The sequence below is a fragment of the Candidatus Binataceae bacterium genome (assembly GCA_035508495.1).
Taxonomy (GTDB): Bacteria; Desulfobacterota; Binatia; order Binatales; family Binataceae; genus JASHPB01.
The window spans coordinates 16,101-33,919 of sequence record DATJMX010000027.1; the positions used below are offsets into that span (position 1 = coordinate 16,101).

Genomic DNA, 17,819 nt, shown 5'->3' on the forward strand with positions numbered 1-17,819 from the left:
TCCGAAAAAGTAATGAGGCGGGGCGCCACTATTTTTGTTCAGAGACGGCCGCGGGGCGTAGCTCGATTAGCACTGCACCATGATCGACCATTTGACCGGGTTCTACGCACACCTGGCCGACGATTGCGGCGCTTTCTGCGCCTAGCGTGGTTTCCATTTTCATTGCTTCGATTACGACCAGCGGTTGGCCTGGTTCGACGCCGTCGCCTTGTTTGACGAGGATCTTGAGGACCTTGCCCGGCATCGGCGCGGTGATTTCCGCGGCCGCGAGGCCGCCATGACGGCGGCGCGCGCCTTGCTCGGCTTGCTTGAACTCGAAATTGCGCGGACCGACTGCGACGAGAATGGAGGAGTTGCGTTTTGCGCCGGCCACGGCGAAGCGTTTGCCGCCGATCGTCAGGAGGATGCCGCCGCCTGCGAGTCGCTGCGATTCCGCGACGATCTCGCGATCGCCGGCGCGCACGCGAATCGTGTCGCCCTCACGCGCGATCAGCTCGACGTCGAGCTCCGAGGTCATGCCCTCGAGGCGGAGTTTCATCGCGCGCCTTTCCAGAGCTCGAAGCCCGCGAGTTCCGCCCATGGCGAGCGATCACCGATCTTGCGGCCGTCGCCGTTGCTGGCTCGCGATGAATCTGCCGATACACCCAGCGCGCCCGCCGCCACCATCGCGGCTGCGACCAGCGCGGCGTCGTCGTCCTCGCGCGAGGGCTTCCAGCTCGCGAAGTGCTCTTCGATGAATCGCGTCGACAGATCAGCTTCGCGATACGGCTCGCTGCCGACGATCGCGCGCAGATAAGCCGCCGTGTTGGTCACACCGATGAGAGCAAATTCGTCGAGCGCGGTGACCATCCGGCGTCGCGCCTGCTCGCGATCCTCACCGTAGCAGACCAGTTTGCCGAGCATCCCATCGTAGTAGGCGCTGACCTCCGCGCCTGCCGCCATATGTGAGTCGAAGCGCACGCCCGGCCCGCTCGGCACGCGCAGATGGAGAACAGTGCCGGTTGCGGGACGAAAATCGTGCTCGGCGTCTTCAGCGTAGATGCGGCATTCGATCGCGGCGCCGCGCGGCTCCTCGGGCTCGGGCAGAGTGCCGCCGCTTGCGATCGCGAGCTGCGCGGCGACCAGATCGCATCCGAAGCGCAGCTCGGTCACCGGATGTTCGACCTGGAGCCGCGCATTAATTTCGAGAAAGTAGAAGCTGTCGCCGTCGACCAGGAATTCCGCGGTGCCGGCGTTGGTGTATCCTGCCGCGCGCGCGAGGTTGAGCGCCGCCGCGATCATCTTTTCGCCTAGCGCATCAGGAAGACCCGGCGCGGGCGACTCCTCGATAATCTTCTGATGGCGGCGCTGAATCGAACACTCACGCTCGCCGAGCGCGACGACGTTGCCATGCTCGTCGCCGATGATCTGAATCTCGACGTGACGCGGGCGCGCCAGGTATTTTTCGATGAAGACGCGGCCGTCGCCGAATGCGGCCAGCGCCTCGCGCGAGGCAGCCTCGAGCGCGCCTTCGAGATTCTCTGCGCCGCTCACGACCCGCATCCCGCGCCCCCCACCGCCCGCGGCGGCCTTGACGAGAATCGGATAGCCCGCTTTTGCGGCAAACTCGCGCGCCGGATCGAAATCCGCTGTCTCGATACCCGGCACGACCGGCACACCTGCCGCGACTGCGATACGCCGCGCCGCGACCTTGTCGCCAAGTGCCGCCATCACATCGGGCTTGGGACCGACGAACGTGATCCCAGCCTCGCGCACGGCGCGTGCGAACTCCGGGCGCTCGGAGAGGAAGCCATAGCCGGGATGAATCGCGTCGGCGCCGGTCGCGCGAGCCGCGGCGATTATCGCGTCGATATTGAGATAGCTCTTCGCCGCTTCGGGCGGGCCGATGAGGCGAGACTCGTCAGCCGCGCCAACATGGAGGCTACGCGCGTCGGCCTCCGAATAAACCGCGACTGTCGCGATACCGAGCATCCGCGCGCTGCGGATAATCCTGAGAGCGATCTCGCCGCGATTTGCGACGAGCAGTTTTTTGATCGGGCGGTTCATCGGGAACCCAAACGTACCATAGGTTTGCGCCGTCTCAAGCGCGCGAGCGTTTGAAACTCCGGAACGCATCGGATAATCGGGCTCTGGATGCGCCCGCGAGCGGCGCCGTTGACGATGCCTCGATATCTCGAAGACTACACTGTCGGCCAGGTCTTCAAGCATTGGCCCGGCCGGACGATCACCGAGTTCGACAACACCTGGTTCACGCTCATGACGATGAACACGAACCCGATCCACTTCGATGCGGCATACGCAGCGAAATCGCAGCACGGCCAACCGCTGGTGAATGGACTGCTCGTGCTCTCGACGGTGGTCGGGATGAGCGTGAAGGACACCAGCGAAAGCGCGATCGCGGCGCTCGACTACGAATCGGTGCGGCACGCGGCACCAACCTTCGCGGGGGACACGCTCTATGCCGAGTCCAAGGTGCTCTCTGTTACGCCGTCGAAGTCCAAGGCCGACCGCGGTGTGCTCTACGTCGAGACGCGCGGGCTCAATCAGCGCAGCGAGGAAGTGATGGTCCTGCGGCGGCATATCCTGATTCCGCGCCGGCCGTCGTAGTCGATTTCCCGGCGCGCGCGCGAAAAACTACTGCCTCGTTTCGGGACGAGGCGGAGTGTGAGCGCCGCGTTGGCTCAAATTTGACGGCTGTCGCGATGGCATCGCATTTGAATGTCATTCTGGATATCCGGGTGACGGCAACGAGCCGAGCGGCTTGGCGTCGGGTCCCCCGATGCGAAGTTTGTGAAACCGATTGCGATATCGCCTGCGGCCGTTGAGGTTGGCGCGGCTGTTCAGCAGCTCGCCGTTTTGCTCGGCTGCGATCTTCAGGCTGCGCTGCATGCCGAGCACGGCGCGCGCGAGCGGCAAGAAGAAAAAATTTCGGAAGAGCGTGCCGACGCGCGAATCGTTTCCGGCGACACTTCGTCTTCTCGATCGATGGCCTCTGCCAAACGCCGCGGTCACCGCGAGTGAGGCGTCAAGAAAATTTCATCGATCGATGGTCAAAAACATTGATCGAGTGTGCGAAACGATTAAGGTGTTTTTTTCCGTGTGCGGCTCGAAATTCCTGAGTGGAACGGACAACCGGTGACGGGACCAACCGCAAGAGGGAGCATTGGCTGAGAAATGAGTGGCATTGTCCGCACCGTTTATGATTTCCCCGTCGCGAGCCATCTGTGCAGCGATGGCGTCGTGCGCAACACCCGCCTGATTCGCCGCGGCGGTCAGACACAACCGGAAGGTTTCTGCCCCACGTGCAATACCACCTTCCAGTATCGCAAGCCCAAGCCGTCCAAGGTGCGTCATCCCGACGGCGAAGGCATAGTCCACTTCTAGTTCGAGTTTGATTTTCTGGGCGCGATGCCCAGCATCGCGTCGTCCTTTGGCAGCGTCGAAGTCCTTCGCGCGCCGGGCGGCGCCTTTACCATTATGATCGCGGGACCTTTGAAGTAACGCGTCATCTGCGCGCCAACGAAGTCCCAGTTGCTGGTTGGATCGAACCAGGACTTCAGATCAGGAACGAAGGCGCGCACCAGCACGTCGAACAGGCCAAAGTACGGCCGCACATCGACCTTGACGAGATCGCCTCGATAATACGGCCATTGCGATCGGGCGCTGTCAGGCTCGATATCGACTTCGTAGACCTTCGGCCCGGGTGTGCAGGTAAAGAAGTGCAGCTTGCCTGTCGCGGTCGCGCCGGAGCGAAGCAGGCGTTGAATCGGAATGACGACACTTGCGCCCGCCCACGTATCATCTGGGAAGCTGAGCGTGGTGGTCTCGTCGTAGGCGCTCTCGGGGCGATAGTCGGCGCAATGGGCCCGGCCGGTTATGAAGTTCGCATTCACTTCGAGAGTCGCCCTGCGGTTCGAATCATAGAACGCGTGCTCGAAGTCGACCGGCCGCGGCACGCTGCCGTCCCTGGGGATCGCGAGCGACACTGTTTCGTCGTCGCTCTCGCCGCTGTTGTAGCGGCTGAGGCCATGAATCGTGGCGCCGTAGCGGGTCTTCTTCATTCGAAACGAGCAAAGGCCGAGCTGCTGACTGCCGTCGGCCGAGAGAATCAGGAAGTCAGCCGGCTCGAACTGCAGTGGCTCGACTGCGCGCGCCGGAATCGCGCCGATGATAATCAGGATCGCGGCGACGCCCGCGACCGACGCGCTGCGCCAAACGTCAATCATGCCGATGAATCGTTCGCGCTCGCGCCGGGTCGGCTTGAATCTCATGCTTGCTAACTAGATTCGCCTCTGGGACGTTTGACCTTGAGTGAGATAATCCGTTTGGAAGCAGTTCGAGACAATCCCTCTTCGCCAGCAGTTCCCGGATCGTCGGTCGCGTTTACGCCGCGCTCGACCGCCTACCTGCGAGTCCTGTTCGGGCTCCTGATGACGGTGACGATCTTCGAAGGCTACGACGTAACGATTTTTCATCTTTGCACCCCGGACATCGCGCGCACGTTTCACATGGACGATCGCGCGGTCGGGCTGATGGCTTCGATCGTGCGCTTTGGCGGGATGCTCGCGTTCTTCGTGGTGATGCTCTCGGACCGGTTCGGGCGCAAGGCGATCGTCAATATCACGGTTTTATTCTACACGCTGTTCACGCTCTTCACCGCGCTCTCGCAGGGGCTCTGGAGCTTTACGATTTTCCAGAGCTGCGCGCAGATTTTCCTGTCCGCCGAATTTGGCGTCGCGACGATCATGATCAGCGAGGAGTTTCCCGACGATGCGCGCGGGCGCGGAATTGCCGGGCTTAACATGGTCGGGCTGCTTGGTGTCGTCGCGGGTGGATTCCTTTACGGCAAAGTTGCCGATTCCGGATTCGGCTGGCGTGGGATGTACTTCATTGGAATCCTGCCACTGCTTTTGGTCGCGTTTCTGCGCCGCAATCTGAAGGAGACCGCCAGGTTCGAGGCGATGAAACAGGCTGCGCCCCAAGGCGGTTCGCGGCTCTCGATGCTGCGTCAGGCGATCGAGCCGTTTCGCGGCCCGTTCCGCGGACGACTCATCCTGGTCGCGATGCTCTGGAATTGCGTGATGCTCGTCGGCGCGCCGGCGGTCACGTTCTTCAGCCTCTACGCCAAGCGCGACCATCATTGGACTTCGACCGACATCGGCCGCGCGGTCGTGCTCGCTTACATCATCGGAACGGCGGGGCACTGGCTCGCAGGATGGGCGCTCGATCGTGTCGGACGCAAAGTCACGACCGCAACGTCCTACGTGCTCGGCGCGATCACGATTTACCTGCTGTTCCAAACCAGCACGCACGCCGCGATGCTGGCCTCGATGGTCGCGACGGTGTTCTTCTTCCAGGGCGCGCGCACGGCGACGGCGACTTATTCGGCTGAGCTTTTCCCGACCGAAATTCGCGCGACCTCTTACAGCATGACGGTACAGCTACTCGGACAGATCACGGCGATCTCTGCGCCCTTCATAATCGGCGAACTCTCGAAACCGCTCGGCGGACTCGGCAACGCTGTGGCCGTAGTCGCGATCGGACCGGTGATCGGCGCGATCCTCGTGATGCTGCTAGCGCCCGAGACGCGTGGCATGAAGCTCGAAGAACTGGCGGAAGTGTCGGTCGCCGACTGATGCTCGATACTCTGCTTGGAGCGCATCCTGAGGTTCGCCGACTACAGTCCGGCGCGGCGCGTACGCTCTCCAACGCGGGCATCAGCGCGAACGGTGCAACGATCGCGGGTGTCGTGCTCGGCACATTCGCAGGCATCGCGTTCGCACACGAGGCGACGATGGCGGGAATCGCGATGCTCGCGCTTAGCGCCGGGTTCGACGCGATCGACGGCACGATCGCGCGCGAGTGCGGTGCGGCGGCCACACCGCTCGGCGGCATCCTCGATCTCACCGGCGATCGCGTCGTCGAGACGGCCGTGATCATCGGCATCGCCTGGCGGCATCCGGCGCTTTACTTTCCAGCGCTGCTCCTGGTCGGAAGCTGGTACGTGAATATCACCGTGTTCCTCGCAGTTGGCGCGGCGCTCGAAAAAGGCGGGCCGAAGCTGATCGAATATCCGCCGGGGATCCTCGAACGCACCGAGGCGCTGATCTTTTTTGGCGTGCTCGCGCTCGTGATGGCGACAAACGTGCTCGCGCCCCTCGGCCCGTCGCTCTGCTATGCGATGACGGCGCTGGAAATCGCAACCGGCGCTCAGCGCCTGCTGTTCGGCATCCGGATGCTGCGCGCTTAGGCCCTCAGCTCGTACAAGATCGAGAACGCGTCGTCGATCGGCAGATGGTTGAAGGTCGTGAAGCCTGCGGCCTTTGCGAGTTCGCGGGCTTTTTCCTGGCCCATGCACGCGCCGATTCCGGCGCCGCCGTGTGCGAGCGAGACCGTCATGCAGTAGAGCGTGCTGATCGAGTACATCATGCGGCCCATGGGGTTGATGTTGTCCTCGAGCTTGCTTGAAGTGTTGACCTCGACCATCAGGAACGTGCCGCCGGGCTTGAGCGCCTCGCGGATCGAGCGCATCAGGCCCACGGGATCGACGGAATCGTGCACCACGTCGAAAGTCGTGATGAAGTCGAACTCCGCCTTCGGCAGCTTGGTGCAATCCTGCGCCTTGAACGTGACGCGATCGCTGACTCCGGCGGCTTTCGCATTTGCCATCGCGCGATCGACGGAGCCCTGGAACGCGTCGAAGCCCGCGACCTTCGCTTTCGGAAATGCGTTCGCGACGGACAGTGCCGCGCGGCCGCTGCCGCACCCGACATCGAGGTAAGAGCCGCCCTCCGTCAGCTTCGCGACGACGTCGGGCAGCGTCGGCAGCCATTTGCGCACGAACGAATGGCGATAGATATTCGCCGATGAGCGCTCCATCGCTTCCCAGGTCTCGGGCGAGTATTCGCTCTGCTTCACGCCGCCACCGTTCTTGAACGCCTCCATCACCTTGGGCGTGACGCTGACGTTGGGCAGGATCATCTCGAGGAAGCCGCCCATGAAAAACGGCGATTCTTCCTTCGCGAGTACGAGCGCATGCTCCGGCGTAATCGAGTATTTTTTAGTCGCAGGGTCGAAGTCGATATAGGTCGCCGCTGACATGGCGGAAAGCCATTCGCGCATGTAGCGTTCGTTGAGTCCCGTCTTCGTTGCGAGTTCCTCGCAGGTCACGGAGCCCGCTTCGGCGAGCGCCTTGAAGATGCCGAGCCGGTCGCCCATGTAGTTGAGCGCGCCGAACATCGCGGCGCCGATATCGCCGGAAACCTGGAAGAGAAAATCTTTGGCTTTTTTCCAGTCGAGCTGTTGATCCGCCACGGCAATTACCTCGCGGCGGAGTATCGCTCAAGTCGCGCGCGCTGCGCTACTCCTCGGCGGGTGGTTCTGATAACGCGCGAGAAGGACCGAAGAGACTCATCTGTGTCGATTCTTCGGTCGCGCCGAACGACTTCGCGGGAAAGAGTCCCGGACGGTCGGCGTAGGGTTTGAACTTCTCGTAAAGCTCGGCGAGCTTGGTCTGATAGTAGGCGATGTTTTCGTCGGGCCGCTCGGGATCGTAGTCGGCCGCGAGCTTCGCAACTTCGGCAACCTGCACATCGCGCCGCCGGCCTGTGACGTAGTAGGAAATCTGATCGCCGGCGAGGTACGGCCGCTTGGCCTTGAGCGCGAGCTCGTATGCGGCGGCGAGATTGCGCCGATCGTCGGTGCGCTTTTGCCGGTAGGTGTCGAGCGAATCCTGCAACGTCTCGGTCTTCATCAAATCGTCGATACCGATTTTGTGATTTGCGATGCGCGCGAGGTAGTCGTGATAGAGTGGGCCGATTTCCTTGTCGCGCCCGTTCAGCATCCGCTCGAAGATTTCCTCCATGAAGCGGCGCTGGAAGCGCTCGAGGCCGCGCGACTTGAGACCCGAGCCGCGAATCGTCAGGTCGCCCTCGTCGTCGAGCAGCACGTAGTTCTTCATTTTGTAGCTGAACATCGCGGCGTAGCGGCCGTCGATTTCAAGGCGGATTCCCGCGGGCATCACGGCGGCCACCTGTTCCAGGACCGCATCGATAGCGTGATCGCTGACAGCATCCGGCGGCCGGACGAAATAGATTCCGTCAGTATCGACTTCGAGCACCAGCGCGCCGAGCTCTTCGAGCTTCGCGACCGCATCCTGGATCAAATCGCGGCCGCGCTTGGTAACTTCACCCGCCTGGTTGAAATCGTTGAAGTGGCCGAGGCCAAAGCCCAGGTAGCCGTAAAACGAGTTGATGAGAATCTTGAACGTCTGCTGGAGCGCTTCGAGATTCCTGCGTTCGAGGCCCACGAGTTCGCGCGCCGCGGCCTTGGCCTGTACGCGGAAGCTGCGCAGATCGGCAAGCAAGCGCAGAAACACTCCCAGGTGATCGGTGGCCGGCGCGTGGCCGTATTGCAGCATCAGCGACGGATAGAGCGAGGTGACGTCGCAGTGCAGCACGCCGCGCGCGACGCCGCATCTGCGAATCTCGGTGTAGCCGCCTAGTACTGCCGCGGACGGCTGCGGCTCGGGAATCGAATGCCCTTCGCGCAGGTACGCGCGCAGCATCAGCGCATCGATCTTGGTTGCGTTCCCACGCAGCACCGCGCTCTGGTACGAGTAGGGAAAAATCTGCGCCTGCACGAAGTAGCTAGGCGCGAGCGTCTCGGCCAGCGCCCGCGTCTCGCGCGCATCGTCGAGCGCATACTCGAAAAGCTTCTCGGGGTTCCAATCGAAATATTCGCTGACCCGCGACGCGTCGATATAAACGCGGTCGTCGCGCGCGAGGCCGAAATGAATCGCGAGCTGCTTGAGACCCAGGCTTTCGAGCTCGCGCGAGGCGATATCGTAATGCTGCGCGAGAATCCACGTGTCGATAATGCTGCGCCCGGGGATATCGAAACGGCGATACGCGATCGAGCGCTCCGCGATCTGGAGGCGCGACGGCCGCGCGCGCATCTCGGCGCCATCGCGGCCGAAAGTGAGGCGAATCCGATGCCGCCGCGCGCGCGTTTCGAGATATTCCAGATCGAAACGAAACAGGTTGTGTCCTTCGATGACGTCGGGGTCGCGCTCGGCGACGATTCGAAGCAATTCTTCGATCATCGCGCGCTCGTCCATCTCGGTGCCGCGCAACAGCCGCTCATAGCCGGTGGAATCGGTTATCGAGATGGCGACGATACGATCGCCCTCGCGCGCGGCGGTCGGAAATTCGAAGCCGGGCGAGATGTAAGTTTCGAGATCGATCTGCATCCGCACCAGGTCGCCGAACTGCATCCCCATGAAGAAGGTCGTGCCGGTGAGAATGAGATGCTGTTCGACGGGATCGGCGAGCACGAGGTAGGGAGCATCGGGCGCGTTGGCAGCCTTGCCGGTCACATTGCGCAAATGACGTTTGACTGCGTCGAGCGCGTCCATCGAATCGAGCGGCACGAAGAAGCGATAACGGAAGCCGCCTTTGAGCTCGGAAACCGCAGGCGCAGGCTTGAATCCGTCGAGCAGGTCAGGATCGTCGACCAGCGCGAAGAGCTTGAGCGGACGCCGCTCGCGGACGAGACGGCCGTCGATCCGCCGCCACACATCGACTTCGTTCTTGCCAGCAATCTCGACTGCAACAACGCCCGTATCGGCAGGATCGCCGAACAACAGCCGGTTGCTGTAGAACTGAGCCGAAAGCTCTTCGTACTTACTCATCGTGCGATCAATCCTCTTCACCCGCTGGATTCATCAATTCCCGGATTTTTGCTTCGAGACCGCTCAGCCATTCGGTGAAATCGCCGTCGCGCTCCACTACGATTTCGAGCTTGCCGTCCTTCAAGATGCTGACGCGGCCGGGATGCTCGGTGCGGAGCGGGATCACCAGCGCCTCGCGCGAGATGTTCATTGGATCGGTCACGGCGAAGATCTGTTCGATTTCCTTGAGCGTAACGGCTTTGGGCATCGCGGATTCCATCCTGCGCGGTTGCGGTGTTGATGCGCGTTCCTTTACTTATTGCGATCGAGGGAATTAGCTCAACGGCAGGCAGGAGGGCACGCGCGGTGTTCGGCACAATCAAGAAAGTCGTAAAAGACAAGGGCTTCGGCTTCATCATCCCCGACGACGGCGGCGACGAAGTTTTCTTCCATCGCTCGAAGCTCTCGCCCAAGGTCTACTGGGATGACCTGCGCGAGGGCAACGAAGTGCAGTTCGACGTCCGCCCGGGCGAGAAAGGCCGCCAAGCCTTTAACCTGCGCCTGCGCTGAGCTTCCAAAGATATAGTGGGGTGGGCGTCCCTGCCCGCCATTGATTGCGCGATTCTTTTGGCGCCACTTTTTGAGCACCGAATGACTTCAGCGCGTGAGCGCAAACCAGCGGCGGAATAGATTCGCGACCAACGGCGTGAGGCGGGTGCGCGAGTAGAGGCCCGAGGTGCGGCGGATTGCGTCGGCCTGGGTTGGGTAGGGATGCATGATGTCGCCGATTCGGCCGAGGCCTACGCCGCCGGCGATCGCGGTTGTTATCTCTGAGATCATTTCACCCGCGTGGCTGGCGACGATCGTAGCGCCGGCGATCTGATCCGTTCCTTCCTTGACGTGGATTTTCACGAAGCCCTCGGTCTCGCCGTCGAGCACGGCGCGATCGACCTCGGCCAGCGGCTGCATGAAGGTTTTGATCGCGACGCCGCGCGTCTTGGCTTCGGCTTCCGACAGTCCGACGTGCGCGATTTCCGGGTCGGTGTAGGTACACCACGGAATCGTCAGTGCGCTTACGCGGCTGCGGCCCATGAACAGCGCATTGCGAATCGCGATTCGCGCGTGTGCATCCGACAGATGCGTGAACTTGTACGTCGAAGCTACATCGCCGGCGGCAAAGATCAGCGGATTCGTCGTGCGCAGATGATCGTCAACCACGATGCCGCGCTCGCGATCGTATTGCACTTTCGCTTCATCGAGACTGAGGCCTTCGACTGCTGGCGTGCGCCCGACGCCGACGAGGATTTCATCGATGACGATCTCGCCGACTTGCTCGAGCGTGATTACACGTTCGTTGTCGCGCCGCGCGACGCTCACGATTCGGCATCCGGTGCGAATCTCGACACCGTCGCGTTTGAGCGACGCTTCGATGATCGCAGCGGCGTCGGGATCTTCGCGAATCAGGATTTGCGGCGCCATCTCGAGCAGCGTCACCTGCGTGCCGAGGCGTTGAAACGTCTGCGCGAGTTCGCATCCGATGGGGCCCGCGCCGATCACCGCCATCCGGAGCGGTAGCTCGTTCAGCGAGAAGATCGTTTCGTTGGTTAGATAGCCTGCCGCCGCGATTCCCGGAATCTGCGGCTCGGCGGCGCGCGCGCCGGTTGCGATCAGGGCTTTTTTGAATCGCAGCTTTTTGCCTTCGACCTCGACGCAATCGGGCGCAACGAACTTCGCATCGCCGAAGAAGACATCTGCGCCGAGCCCGCGAAAACGCTCGGCCGAATCGGCAGGACTTAGCTCGGCGCGCAGTTTCCGCATCCGATTCATGATTGCCGGGAAGTCAACTTTCACGCCCGCCGGAACCTCGATGCCCAACTCGGCGGCGCGCCGCAGCTCGCCGATCACGCGCGCCGAGCGAATCAGCGCCTTCGACGGAACGCATCCGAAGTTAAGGCAATCGCCGCCCATGAATTCGCGCTCGACGAGCGCGACCTTTGCGCCGAGCGTTGATGCGCCGGCCGCAGTCACAAGGCCTGCGGTGCCCGCGCCGACAACCACCAGATTGTAGCGCCGCGCCGGTTCCGGATTGCTCCATCCGGCGGGATGAACCTTGGCGACCAGATCGCGATTGAATGCGTCGTCGGGCAGATGCTCGAGCGGTCGAAACGCCATCGGGTAGCTCTCCTCAGGTCCGTTCGCGCAGCGCGCGAGTGCCGATGCGGGTGGCGTAGATTGCGACGGCGACGGTGGCGGCGAAGCCGAGCGCGTTGAGGGCCCATCGCGCCGGAGTCTGCGCGCCGCCGCCGCCCGAGGCTGCGCGTGCGAGGTCGCCGCTCAGCGAGCCGATATAGACGAACATCACGGTGCCGGGGATCATCCCGGCCCACGACGCGATCACGTAATCGCGCAGCGCGACCTGTGTCAGCCCGTAGGCGTAATTCAGCAGGTTGAATGGGAAGATCGGCGAGAGCCTCGTCAGGATTACGATCTTCCATCCTTCGCGGCCGACGGCGTCGTCGATGGCCTTGAATTTCGGATATCCCGCGAGGCGCGCCGCGACCCATGCGCGGGCGAAGTAGCGGCCCACCAGGAACGCGGCGGTCGCGCCCAGCGTGGCCGCAATCGAAACGTAGATCGAGCCGCGCACCACGCCGAAGATCACCCCCGCGCCGATCGTGAGAATCGAGCCCGGCACGAACGCCACGCAGGCGGCGATGTAGATCGCTATGAACACGGCGGGGCCCAGCGGCCCGAGCGAGGCTATCCAGTTGAGAGCTTCGTTCAGAAGCGAGCCGGCGCCGATCCGCCGCGCGACGACGATCACGGCGACGAGCGCAATCGCGACTAAAATGATGCGCGGCGAAAATGCGCGCGAGGCCGCCGCCGGCGGGCTCGTGGGAGTTTCAATTGAGCTTGTCATGCGCGCGATATTACCCTGAGATTCGCGGTTGCGGATCACTTATAATGAATCCGCCGATGAGGTAATCGTTAGCGTCATGTCCGTGCATGAACATAAGAAACAGGCGCCCCACGGTCCGCTCAAGATCGGCGTAATCACCGCTACTGACAGCCGCACGCCCGACACCGACGAGAGCGGCAGGGTTATCCGCGAGCTGTTCGACAACGCCGGTCACGACGTTCCTTACTACGAGGTCCTGACCGACGACCCGGAGAAGATTTCGGCGGCGATTGCGCGCAACCTGCCCAACCTCGATGCGATAATCGTCAGCGGCGGCACGGGAATCACGAGCCGCGACCGCACGACGGATGCAGTCAAATCGCTACTCGATCATGAGTTGCCGGGCTTTGGCGAATTATTCCGCATGCTCTCGTACCAGGAAATCGGCTCGTCCGCGATGCTGACGCGCGCGGTCGCGGGCGTGCGCCAGGGCAAGTTCCTCGCCGCGCTGCCCGGTTCGCCGAGCGCATGCAAACTCGCGATCGAAAAGCTCATTATGCCCGAGCTCGCTCACATCAAACTTCTGCTATCGCAATGAACCGGCTGACGCTCAAGCTGTTCGCGACTTTGAGAGAGCGCGCGCAGGCGTCTGAGCTCTCGCGGGAGTTTCCCGACGGCACTTCGATCGAGGATATCTGGCGTTATCTGGTGCGCGAATTTCCCGGCCTCGGCGGGTTCCATCATTCTGTCGGCTTTGCCGTCAACCAGGAGTATGTCGGGGGCGACTACCGCCCGCGCAACAACGACGAAGTCGCGTTTATCCCGCCCGTCAGCGGCGGTAGCGATAAACCGTCATACGTGGGAAAAATTACGATCGGCCGCGAGCCGATTGACGTAGCCGCGCTCGAACGTGAGGTTGCCGATCCGGGCGCCGGCGCGATCGTGAGCTTCACCGGCACGACGCGCGACGGCAACGCGGGGCGCAAGGTGCTGCGCCTCGAGTACGAGGCCTACGAGCCGATGGCGCTGAGCGAGATGGGCAAGCTCGCGCGGGAGGCGGGCGAGCGATGGCGAATCGTGCGAATCGCGATCGCGCATCGGGTGGGGGTGGTGGAGATTGGCGAGACTTCGGTGGCGATCGCGGTCTCGGCGGCGCATCGCGCGGAGGCGTTCGAGGCGTGCCGGTTCGCAATCGATCGGCTGAAGGAAATAGTTCCGATTTGGAAGAAGGAACATTTTGAAGGCGGCGAGGTCTGGATCGGCTGCCAGACGTCGCATCCACCAGCAATCGACTAGAAAAGGGGGGCGCATTCGAAAAGAAGGCGCCAGAAAACATGAAGCGGTTGCATCATCTCCCATCGAACGAAGGGCCAGTATTGACCGCGCGGACAGGGTCAGGTAGCAGATATTCAATGGCTCTGGGCGAAACCTCAGTTGAAAAAATCATCCTGGCGGAGCCTCGCGGCTTCTGCGCAGGCGTGGATCGGGCAGTCGAGGCGGTGCGGAGTGCGCTCCATGCCTACGGCAGGCCACTCTTCGTGCGTCATCAGATAGTTCACAACCGCTTCGTGCTCGAAGCGCTCGAGCGCGAGGGCGCGGTGTTCGTCGAGAACCTTGCCGATGTACCCGCGGGACAGCGCGTGATCTTCAGCGCGCACGGCGTCGCGCCCAGCGAATGGGACCGGGCCAAGGAACGTAACCTGCGCGTAATCGATGCGACTTGTCCGCTGGTTACCAAAGTGCATCTTGAAGTCGCGAAGTACGCGAACGAAGGGCGAACTGTCATCCTCGTCGGGCATGCCGGGCATGAAGAGGTAAAGGGCACCCTCGGCGTCGCGCCCGGCAAGGTCGTGCTGGTCGGCAGCGTCGATGAGGCCCGCACGGCCGAGGTCGAGGATCCCGAGCGTATCGCCGCCGTCACGCAGACTACGCTCAGTGTCGACGACACGCGCGAGATCATGGAGACGCTGAAGCAGCGCTTCCCGAAGATCCTCACTCCCAAGACCGACGATATCTGCTATGCAACGCAGAATCGCCAGAACGCCGTGAAGGAGCTGGTCGAGCTGAGCGATGTCGTGCTCGTCGTCGGTTCGAAGCAGAGCTCCAACGCCAACCGCCTGGTCGAAGTCGCGCGGATGCGCGGCGCGCGCGCTTTCCTGGTCGATTCGCTCGCCGATGTCGAGCCGGAGATGCTCGATGGCGTGAAGTCGCTCGGACTTACCGCGAGCGCTTCGTCGCCGGAATGGCTGGTCGAGGAGATTATCGACTCGTTCCAGCGCACGGGTGCAGAGGTTGAGCTCCTGAGCATCGCCAAGGAGCGTGTGCATTTTCCGCTTCCGATGCCTGCGGACTGAGTCACGTTCAACTACCGGCCATGAAAATCATCGTCAGGGCGCAGCTCGCGCCTTGACAATCTCACCGTATTCTCTAAAGACTCATCCCGAATTTGCCCCCGAGTTGGGGCGCAGCCGAGAGAGGAAGATGCGATGCGGAACGCGATAACGCGTGGATCACTGTGCGCCGTGCTGGCGCTGGCCCTGGTGGCCGGCGGATGCCAGACGAAGTCCCAAAAGATGGTTTTCGAGGCCAACGAAACGGCCAAGAAGGCGCTCGAGTCCGATCCCAATACGCGCGAGCAACTCCTCGAACAGGCGCGCACCGAGCTGCAGGGCGCCGTTAAGGAAGATCCCAAGAATCTCGACGGATGGAAGCTGCTGTCGCAGATCGACGAGGTCCTCGGTCACAGCGAAGACGCCGCCAAGGATTTCGATGCTGCCTCGGAGCTCGATCCGACCGATCAGAAGCTGATGGCCAAGGCCCGCTACTACCACAACCTGATGGAGATGCTGAACAGCTCGGGCAAGGCGCTCGACGATATCAAGGCCGGCCATGACGAGGATGGTATCCGCCAGCTCAAGGACATCATGGTGCAGTCCGGCTCGAAGGCTGCGCAGCAGAAGGCGATCAAGGCTCTTGCCGATGCGATTCCAGTAATCGAGCAGCAGGGCGATCAACAGGTGCAGGCCAAGCAATATCAGGACGCGATCAAAACCTACGAGCAGGGGATTCGCGCGGCGATGCTGCTTGCGCAGGCAAGCTCGGAGGGCAAGATGGGGCCCGAAGCCGATTCGCTGCTGCACAAGATCAACGAAGCGGCCAAGGATGCGAACACGCCCGACGCGACTTTCCGCATCCTGAACGATGTCCTCACTGTCGATGCTGACAACAAGACGGCCAACATGGAGCTCGCCCAGGTCTACCTGCGACGCGATCCGCCCGACTACGACACGGCGGCCGACCTCGAGGAGCGCGCGGGCGCACCCGACGACCAGGTCGCCAAACTGCGTGCGCAGGCCAAGAAGGCGGCGCACAAGAAGGGCTGATGCTCGCGAGGGGTAGAGACGGCAGGGGCGCGGGCTCGTCAAACGAATGAGATAGCGGCACAATCGAGACCCGATGCGCCGGCGCGGCTATATCGCGGTCGAAGGCCCCATCGGGGTCGGCAAGACCAGCCTCGCCCAGGTGCTCGCGCGCGAGCTGAACGCGCGGCTCCTGCTCGAGGACGCCGATAACAATCCGTTCCTGCCGCGCTTCTACCAGGATCCCGACAAGTTCGCGTTCCCGACCCAGCTCTACTTCCTGCTGACGCGCCACCATCAGCAGCGCGAGCTTCTGCAGCAGGATCTCTTCACGCAGGCGACGGTTGCTGACTACCTGTTTGCGAAAGACAAGATTTTCGCCGCGATGAACCTCGTGCCCGACGAGCTCAAGCTCTATGAGGGCGTCTACAAGCTGCTCGACGCCGAGATGGCAAAGCCCGACCTGGTGGTTTACGTGCGTGCCAATATCGAGGTGCTGGCCGAGCGCCTGCGCAAGCGAAATCGCGACTTCGAACGCTACATCAGCTACGACTACCTCGAGCGCGTCTCGTCCGCATACCGCGATTTCTTCTTCTACTACGACGAAGCCCCGCTGCTCGTGGTGGACAGCAGCGAAATCGACTTCGTAGCGAATCCCGACGATCTAACCGATCTAATCCGCGAAATAGACAACGCCGGCCCCGGCACGCAGTACTTCGTCCCGCGCAAGGGCTGATCGCGGCTAGAATCAGTTAGCGCGCATCACGATCCTCGCGAATCAGAACCTCACTCGGAACCTTGAGCTTGGGCATCGATCGTCGCAACTCGGTTCGAGGTGGAATGCTTCGCGGCGATTGGGGAACTGAATTCGTTGACGCAGTCCGGATGCGTGATGCCTTTCTCTTCTTTCTGGCTCGAGGCATCGATGAACACTACCTGAATCGAGCCACGGTAACATTCGTCACTTCAACTACCCCCGCTTGACGGGAATTATGTTGAAGTTGACAGCAAAGTTGGCTAGCGTAATTCTCCGACGTGACAGGCTGGTATTTCCCCATCTTTCGGGCTTGGATTACTCCGGCCCGAAAGTGGGGATCACGTCATGTCAAAACGACCATTTCAGATTGGCATTCTCGCGTTGGCAGCTACGATTGCTGCTCTTGCCGTGAAGCTCGGCAATTTCAATAACCCAGCACTAGCATGGGTGTTGATCGGCTTAGCGCTGATATTGGCTGCGAGCGCGATCGTCGCGTGGCTTTGGCCATACAGGCGTCGGATCTATCTACGTTCCCCGATCCGGATTTTGCCTGCCCATTTGGCGAGTCCGCGAATCTATACCAGTGATGTACTAGGCGCAGAATTCATCCGACTGCGTGACGTCTTTGATGATATGGAAGGGATTCAGCATCTCTACAAATTAATGCTTGAACAGGATGAACAAGCTGAACGAAAGCGAACCAAGCGAGATCCGCTAGCCGACATGTTCCCGCCGTTTCGGCATTCTGAACGAGATGAAATAGCCGCGCGTTATCTGGCCAGTCAGAAAGCCTTTTGGACTGCGCTGGACGAGTTCAGATTGATCTTCGCTCGTCTCTCATAAACGAAAGAGCGAACCCTTTTGGGAGTTGCGCCAGCGGGCCGGGTGAAAGGGGGCTAGCCCCGACCGCGCTGGCGCGGAGTCAGAGTGTCGTCCAACGCGATATTAGGATTCCTGCTACGCCTGCGGCAAACGCTGAAAAGCGAACCCTTTCGAGCGCAGCGCGAATTAGAGTCCAGCCAGCATCTTGATCATTTGCTTTTCTTTGGCGTTCAACAGGTAATTGCGATCGATCGCGATCCTTAAGCGGTCGTCGAAATCAGACGGCAAACAAGCAGGAAAGATTTTCAAATC

20 protein-coding genes are annotated in these 17,819 nt (G+C 61.8%); 11 read left to right on the plus strand and 9 right to left on the minus strand.

From position 1 onward, the window contains the following. Positions 1-28: 28 nt before the first annotated feature. Positions 29-538: a biotin/lipoyl-containing protein gene (locus VMA09_09330; protein ID HUA33792.1), complete on the minus strand. Its 510-nt coding sequence runs from the start codon at positions 536-538 to the stop codon at positions 29-31. Further along, a complete protein-coding gene (locus VMA09_09335; protein HUA33793.1) occupies positions 535-2,046 on the minus strand; it encodes a biotin carboxylase N-terminal domain-containing protein in 1,512 nt (503 codons plus the stop codon). Before VMA09_09335 ends, VMA09_09330 begins: the two co-directional genes overlap by 4 nt. Before the next feature lie 114 nt (positions 2,047-2,160). On the opposite strand from VMA09_09335, the gene VMA09_09340 reads away from it, so the two are divergent. After that, entirely contained in the window at positions 2,161-2,607 is a 447-nt protein-coding gene (locus VMA09_09340) for a MaoC family dehydratase (GenBank protein ID HUA33794.1), read from the plus strand. A gap of 114 nt (positions 2,608-2,721) precedes the next feature. Here VMA09_09340 and VMA09_09345 read toward each other — a convergent pair whose 3' ends face one another. Then, the gene (locus VMA09_09345; protein ID HUA33795.1) at positions 2,722-2,916 is read right to left on the minus strand and encodes a hypothetical protein; all 195 of its coding nucleotides are present in this window, start codon (positions 2,914-2,916) and stop codon (positions 2,722-2,724) included. A 258-nt stretch (positions 2,917-3,174) separates the two neighbouring features. Between VMA09_09345 and VMA09_09350 the strand changes: the two genes are divergently transcribed. Further along, the gene (locus tag VMA09_09350) at positions 3,175-3,384 is read left to right on the plus strand and encodes a hypothetical protein (protein HUA33796.1); all 210 of its coding nucleotides are present in this window, start codon (positions 3,175-3,177) and stop codon (positions 3,382-3,384) included. On the opposite strand, the gene VMA09_09355 is transcribed toward VMA09_09350, so the two are convergent. Beyond that, positions 3,381-4,271: a hypothetical protein gene (locus VMA09_09355; protein ID HUA33797.1), complete on the minus strand. Its 891-nt coding sequence runs from the start codon at positions 4,269-4,271 to the stop codon at positions 3,381-3,383. The genes VMA09_09350 and VMA09_09355 overlap by 4 nt on opposite strands. A gap of 54 nt (positions 4,272-4,325) precedes the next feature. On the opposite strand from VMA09_09355, the gene VMA09_09360 reads away from it, so the two are divergent. Together VMA09_09360 and VMA09_09365 are read left to right on the plus strand one after the other, a co-directional pair. Further along, positions 4,326-5,636 (plus strand): MFS transporter, encoded by a 1,311-nt coding sequence (locus VMA09_09360; GenBank protein HUA33798.1) that lies wholly within the window; start codon positions 4,326-4,328, stop codon positions 5,634-5,636. Beyond that, a complete protein-coding gene (locus VMA09_09365; protein HUA33799.1) occupies positions 5,636-6,250 on the plus strand; it encodes a CDP-alcohol phosphatidyltransferase family protein in 615 nt (204 codons plus the stop codon). The genes VMA09_09360 and VMA09_09365 overlap by 1 nt, the downstream gene beginning before the upstream one ends. Here the strand turns inward: VMA09_09365 and VMA09_09370 are convergent. Genes VMA09_09370 through VMA09_09380 form a run of 3 tightly spaced genes read right to left on the minus strand, consistent with a single transcriptional unit; the run spans position 6,247 to position 9,938 of the window. Further along, the gene (locus tag VMA09_09370) at positions 6,247-7,314 is read right to left on the minus strand and encodes a methyltransferase domain-containing protein (GenBank protein HUA33800.1); all 1,068 of its coding nucleotides are present in this window, start codon (positions 7,312-7,314) and stop codon (positions 6,247-6,249) included. The two genes, VMA09_09365 and VMA09_09370, sit on opposite strands and share 4 nt — an antisense overlap. Positions 7,315-7,360: 46 nt before the next feature. Continuing rightward, positions 7,361-9,691 (minus strand): DNA polymerase domain-containing protein, encoded by a 2,331-nt coding sequence (locus VMA09_09375; protein HUA33801.1) that lies wholly within the window; start codon positions 9,689-9,691, stop codon positions 7,361-7,363. 7 nt (positions 9,692-9,698) lie between these two features. Beyond that, a complete protein-coding gene (locus VMA09_09380; GenBank protein HUA33802.1) occupies positions 9,699-9,938 on the minus strand; it encodes a hypothetical protein in 240 nt (79 codons plus the stop codon). Positions 9,939-10,036: 98 nt separating this feature from the next. Here VMA09_09380 and VMA09_09385 point away from each other — a divergent pair, with 98 nt between their 5' ends. Next, the gene (locus VMA09_09385) at positions 10,037-10,240 is read left to right on the plus strand and encodes a cold shock domain-containing protein (GenBank protein HUA33803.1); all 204 of its coding nucleotides are present in this window, start codon (positions 10,037-10,039) and stop codon (positions 10,238-10,240) included. A gap of 87 nt (positions 10,241-10,327) precedes the next feature. Here VMA09_09385 and VMA09_09390 read toward each other — a convergent pair whose 3' ends face one another. Both VMA09_09390 and VMA09_09395 read right to left on the minus strand, forming a co-directional pair. After that, positions 10,328-11,842: a mercuric reductase gene (locus tag VMA09_09390; protein HUA33804.1), complete on the minus strand. Its 1,515-nt coding sequence runs from the start codon at positions 11,840-11,842 to the stop codon at positions 10,328-10,330. Positions 11,843-11,855: 13 nt separating this feature from the next. Continuing rightward, positions 11,856-12,590 (minus strand): TVP38/TMEM64 family protein, encoded by a 735-nt coding sequence (locus tag VMA09_09395; GenBank protein HUA33805.1) that lies wholly within the window; start codon positions 12,588-12,590, stop codon positions 11,856-11,858. Between the two features lie 76 nt (positions 12,591-12,666). Here VMA09_09395 and VMA09_09400 point away from each other — a divergent pair, with 76 nt between their 5' ends. The 6 genes from VMA09_09400 (at position 12,667) to VMA09_09425 (ending at position 17,528) form a co-directional block, all read left to right on the plus strand. Continuing rightward, positions 12,667-13,167, plus strand: coding sequence for a molybdenum cofactor biosynthesis protein B (locus tag VMA09_09400; protein HUA33806.1), 501 nt, complete (start codon positions 12,667-12,669; stop codon positions 13,165-13,167). Next, positions 13,164-13,865: a molybdenum cofactor biosynthesis protein MoaE gene (locus VMA09_09405; protein HUA33807.1), complete on the plus strand. Its 702-nt coding sequence runs from the start codon at positions 13,164-13,166 to the stop codon at positions 13,863-13,865. The genes VMA09_09400 and VMA09_09405 overlap by 4 nt, the downstream gene beginning before the upstream one ends. Positions 13,866-13,981: 116 nt before the next feature. Next, positions 13,982-14,923: a 4-hydroxy-3-methylbut-2-enyl diphosphate reductase gene (ispH, locus tag VMA09_09410; protein HUA33808.1), complete on the plus strand. Its 942-nt coding sequence runs from the start codon at positions 13,982-13,984 to the stop codon at positions 14,921-14,923. Between the two features lie 132 nt (positions 14,924-15,055). Beyond that, positions 15,056-15,952, plus strand: coding sequence for a hypothetical protein (locus VMA09_09415; GenBank protein ID HUA33809.1), 897 nt, complete (start codon positions 15,056-15,058; stop codon positions 15,950-15,952). A 73-nt stretch (positions 15,953-16,025) separates the two neighbouring features. After that, entirely contained in the window at positions 16,026-16,664 is a 639-nt protein-coding gene (locus tag VMA09_09420; protein HUA33810.1) for a deoxynucleoside kinase, read from the plus strand. 366 nt (positions 16,665-17,030) lie between these two features. Further along, the gene (locus VMA09_09425; GenBank protein HUA33811.1) at positions 17,031-17,528 is read left to right on the plus strand and encodes a hypothetical protein; all 498 of its coding nucleotides are present in this window, start codon (positions 17,031-17,033) and stop codon (positions 17,526-17,528) included. Positions 17,529-17,819 lie beyond the last annotated feature (291 nt).

Excerpts from the sequence above, each read along its gene's own strand:
- VMA09_09380 (HUA33802.1), bottom strand. The coding sequence starts at position 9,938 with ATGCCCAAAGCCGTTACGCTCAAGGAAATCGAACAGATCTTCGCCGTG.
- VMA09_09355 (HUA33797.1), bottom strand. The coding sequence starts at position 4,271 with ATGAGATTCAAGCCGACCCGGCGCGAGCGCGAACGATTCATCGGCATG.
- VMA09_09340 (HUA33794.1), top strand. The coding sequence starts at position 2,161 with ATGCCTCGATATCTCGAAGACTACACTGTCGGCCAGGTCTTCAAGCAT.
- ispH (HUA33808.1), top strand. The coding sequence starts at position 13,982 with ATGGCTCTGGGCGAAACCTCAGTTGAAAAAATCATCCTGGCGGAGCCT.
- VMA09_09350 (HUA33796.1), top strand. The coding sequence starts at position 3,175 with ATGAGTGGCATTGTCCGCACCGTTTATGATTTCCCCGTCGCGAGCCAT.
- VMA09_09420 (HUA33810.1), top strand. The coding sequence starts at position 16,026 with ATGCGCCGGCGCGGCTATATCGCGGTCGAAGGCCCCATCGGGGTCGGC.
- VMA09_09335 (HUA33793.1), bottom strand. The coding sequence starts at position 2,046 with ATGAACCGCCCGATCAAAAAACTGCTCGTCGCAAATCGCGGCGAGATC.
- VMA09_09375 (HUA33801.1), bottom strand. The coding sequence starts at position 9,691 with ATGAGTAAGTACGAAGAGCTTTCGGCTCAGTTCTACAGCAACCGGCTG.
- VMA09_09425 (HUA33811.1), top strand. The coding sequence starts at position 17,031 with ATGTCAAAACGACCATTTCAGATTGGCATTCTCGCGTTGGCAGCTACG.
- VMA09_09405 (HUA33807.1), top strand. The coding sequence starts at position 13,164 with ATGAACCGGCTGACGCTCAAGCTGTTCGCGACTTTGAGAGAGCGCGCG.
- VMA09_09330 (HUA33792.1), bottom strand. The coding sequence starts at position 538 with ATGAAACTCCGCCTCGAGGGCATGACCTCGGAGCTCGACGTCGAGCTG.
- VMA09_09415 (HUA33809.1), top strand. The coding sequence starts at position 15,056 with ATGCGGAACGCGATAACGCGTGGATCACTGTGCGCCGTGCTGGCGCTG.
- VMA09_09400 (HUA33806.1), top strand. The coding sequence starts at position 12,667 with ATGTCCGTGCATGAACATAAGAAACAGGCGCCCCACGGTCCGCTCAAG.
- VMA09_09365 (HUA33799.1), top strand. The coding sequence starts at position 5,636 with ATGCTCGATACTCTGCTTGGAGCGCATCCTGAGGTTCGCCGACTACAG.
- VMA09_09390 (HUA33804.1), bottom strand. The coding sequence starts at position 11,842 with ATGGCGTTTCGACCGCTCGAGCATCTGCCCGACGACGCATTCAATCGC.
- VMA09_09395 (HUA33805.1), bottom strand. The coding sequence starts at position 12,590 with ATGACAAGCTCAATTGAAACTCCCACGAGCCCGCCGGCGGCGGCCTCG.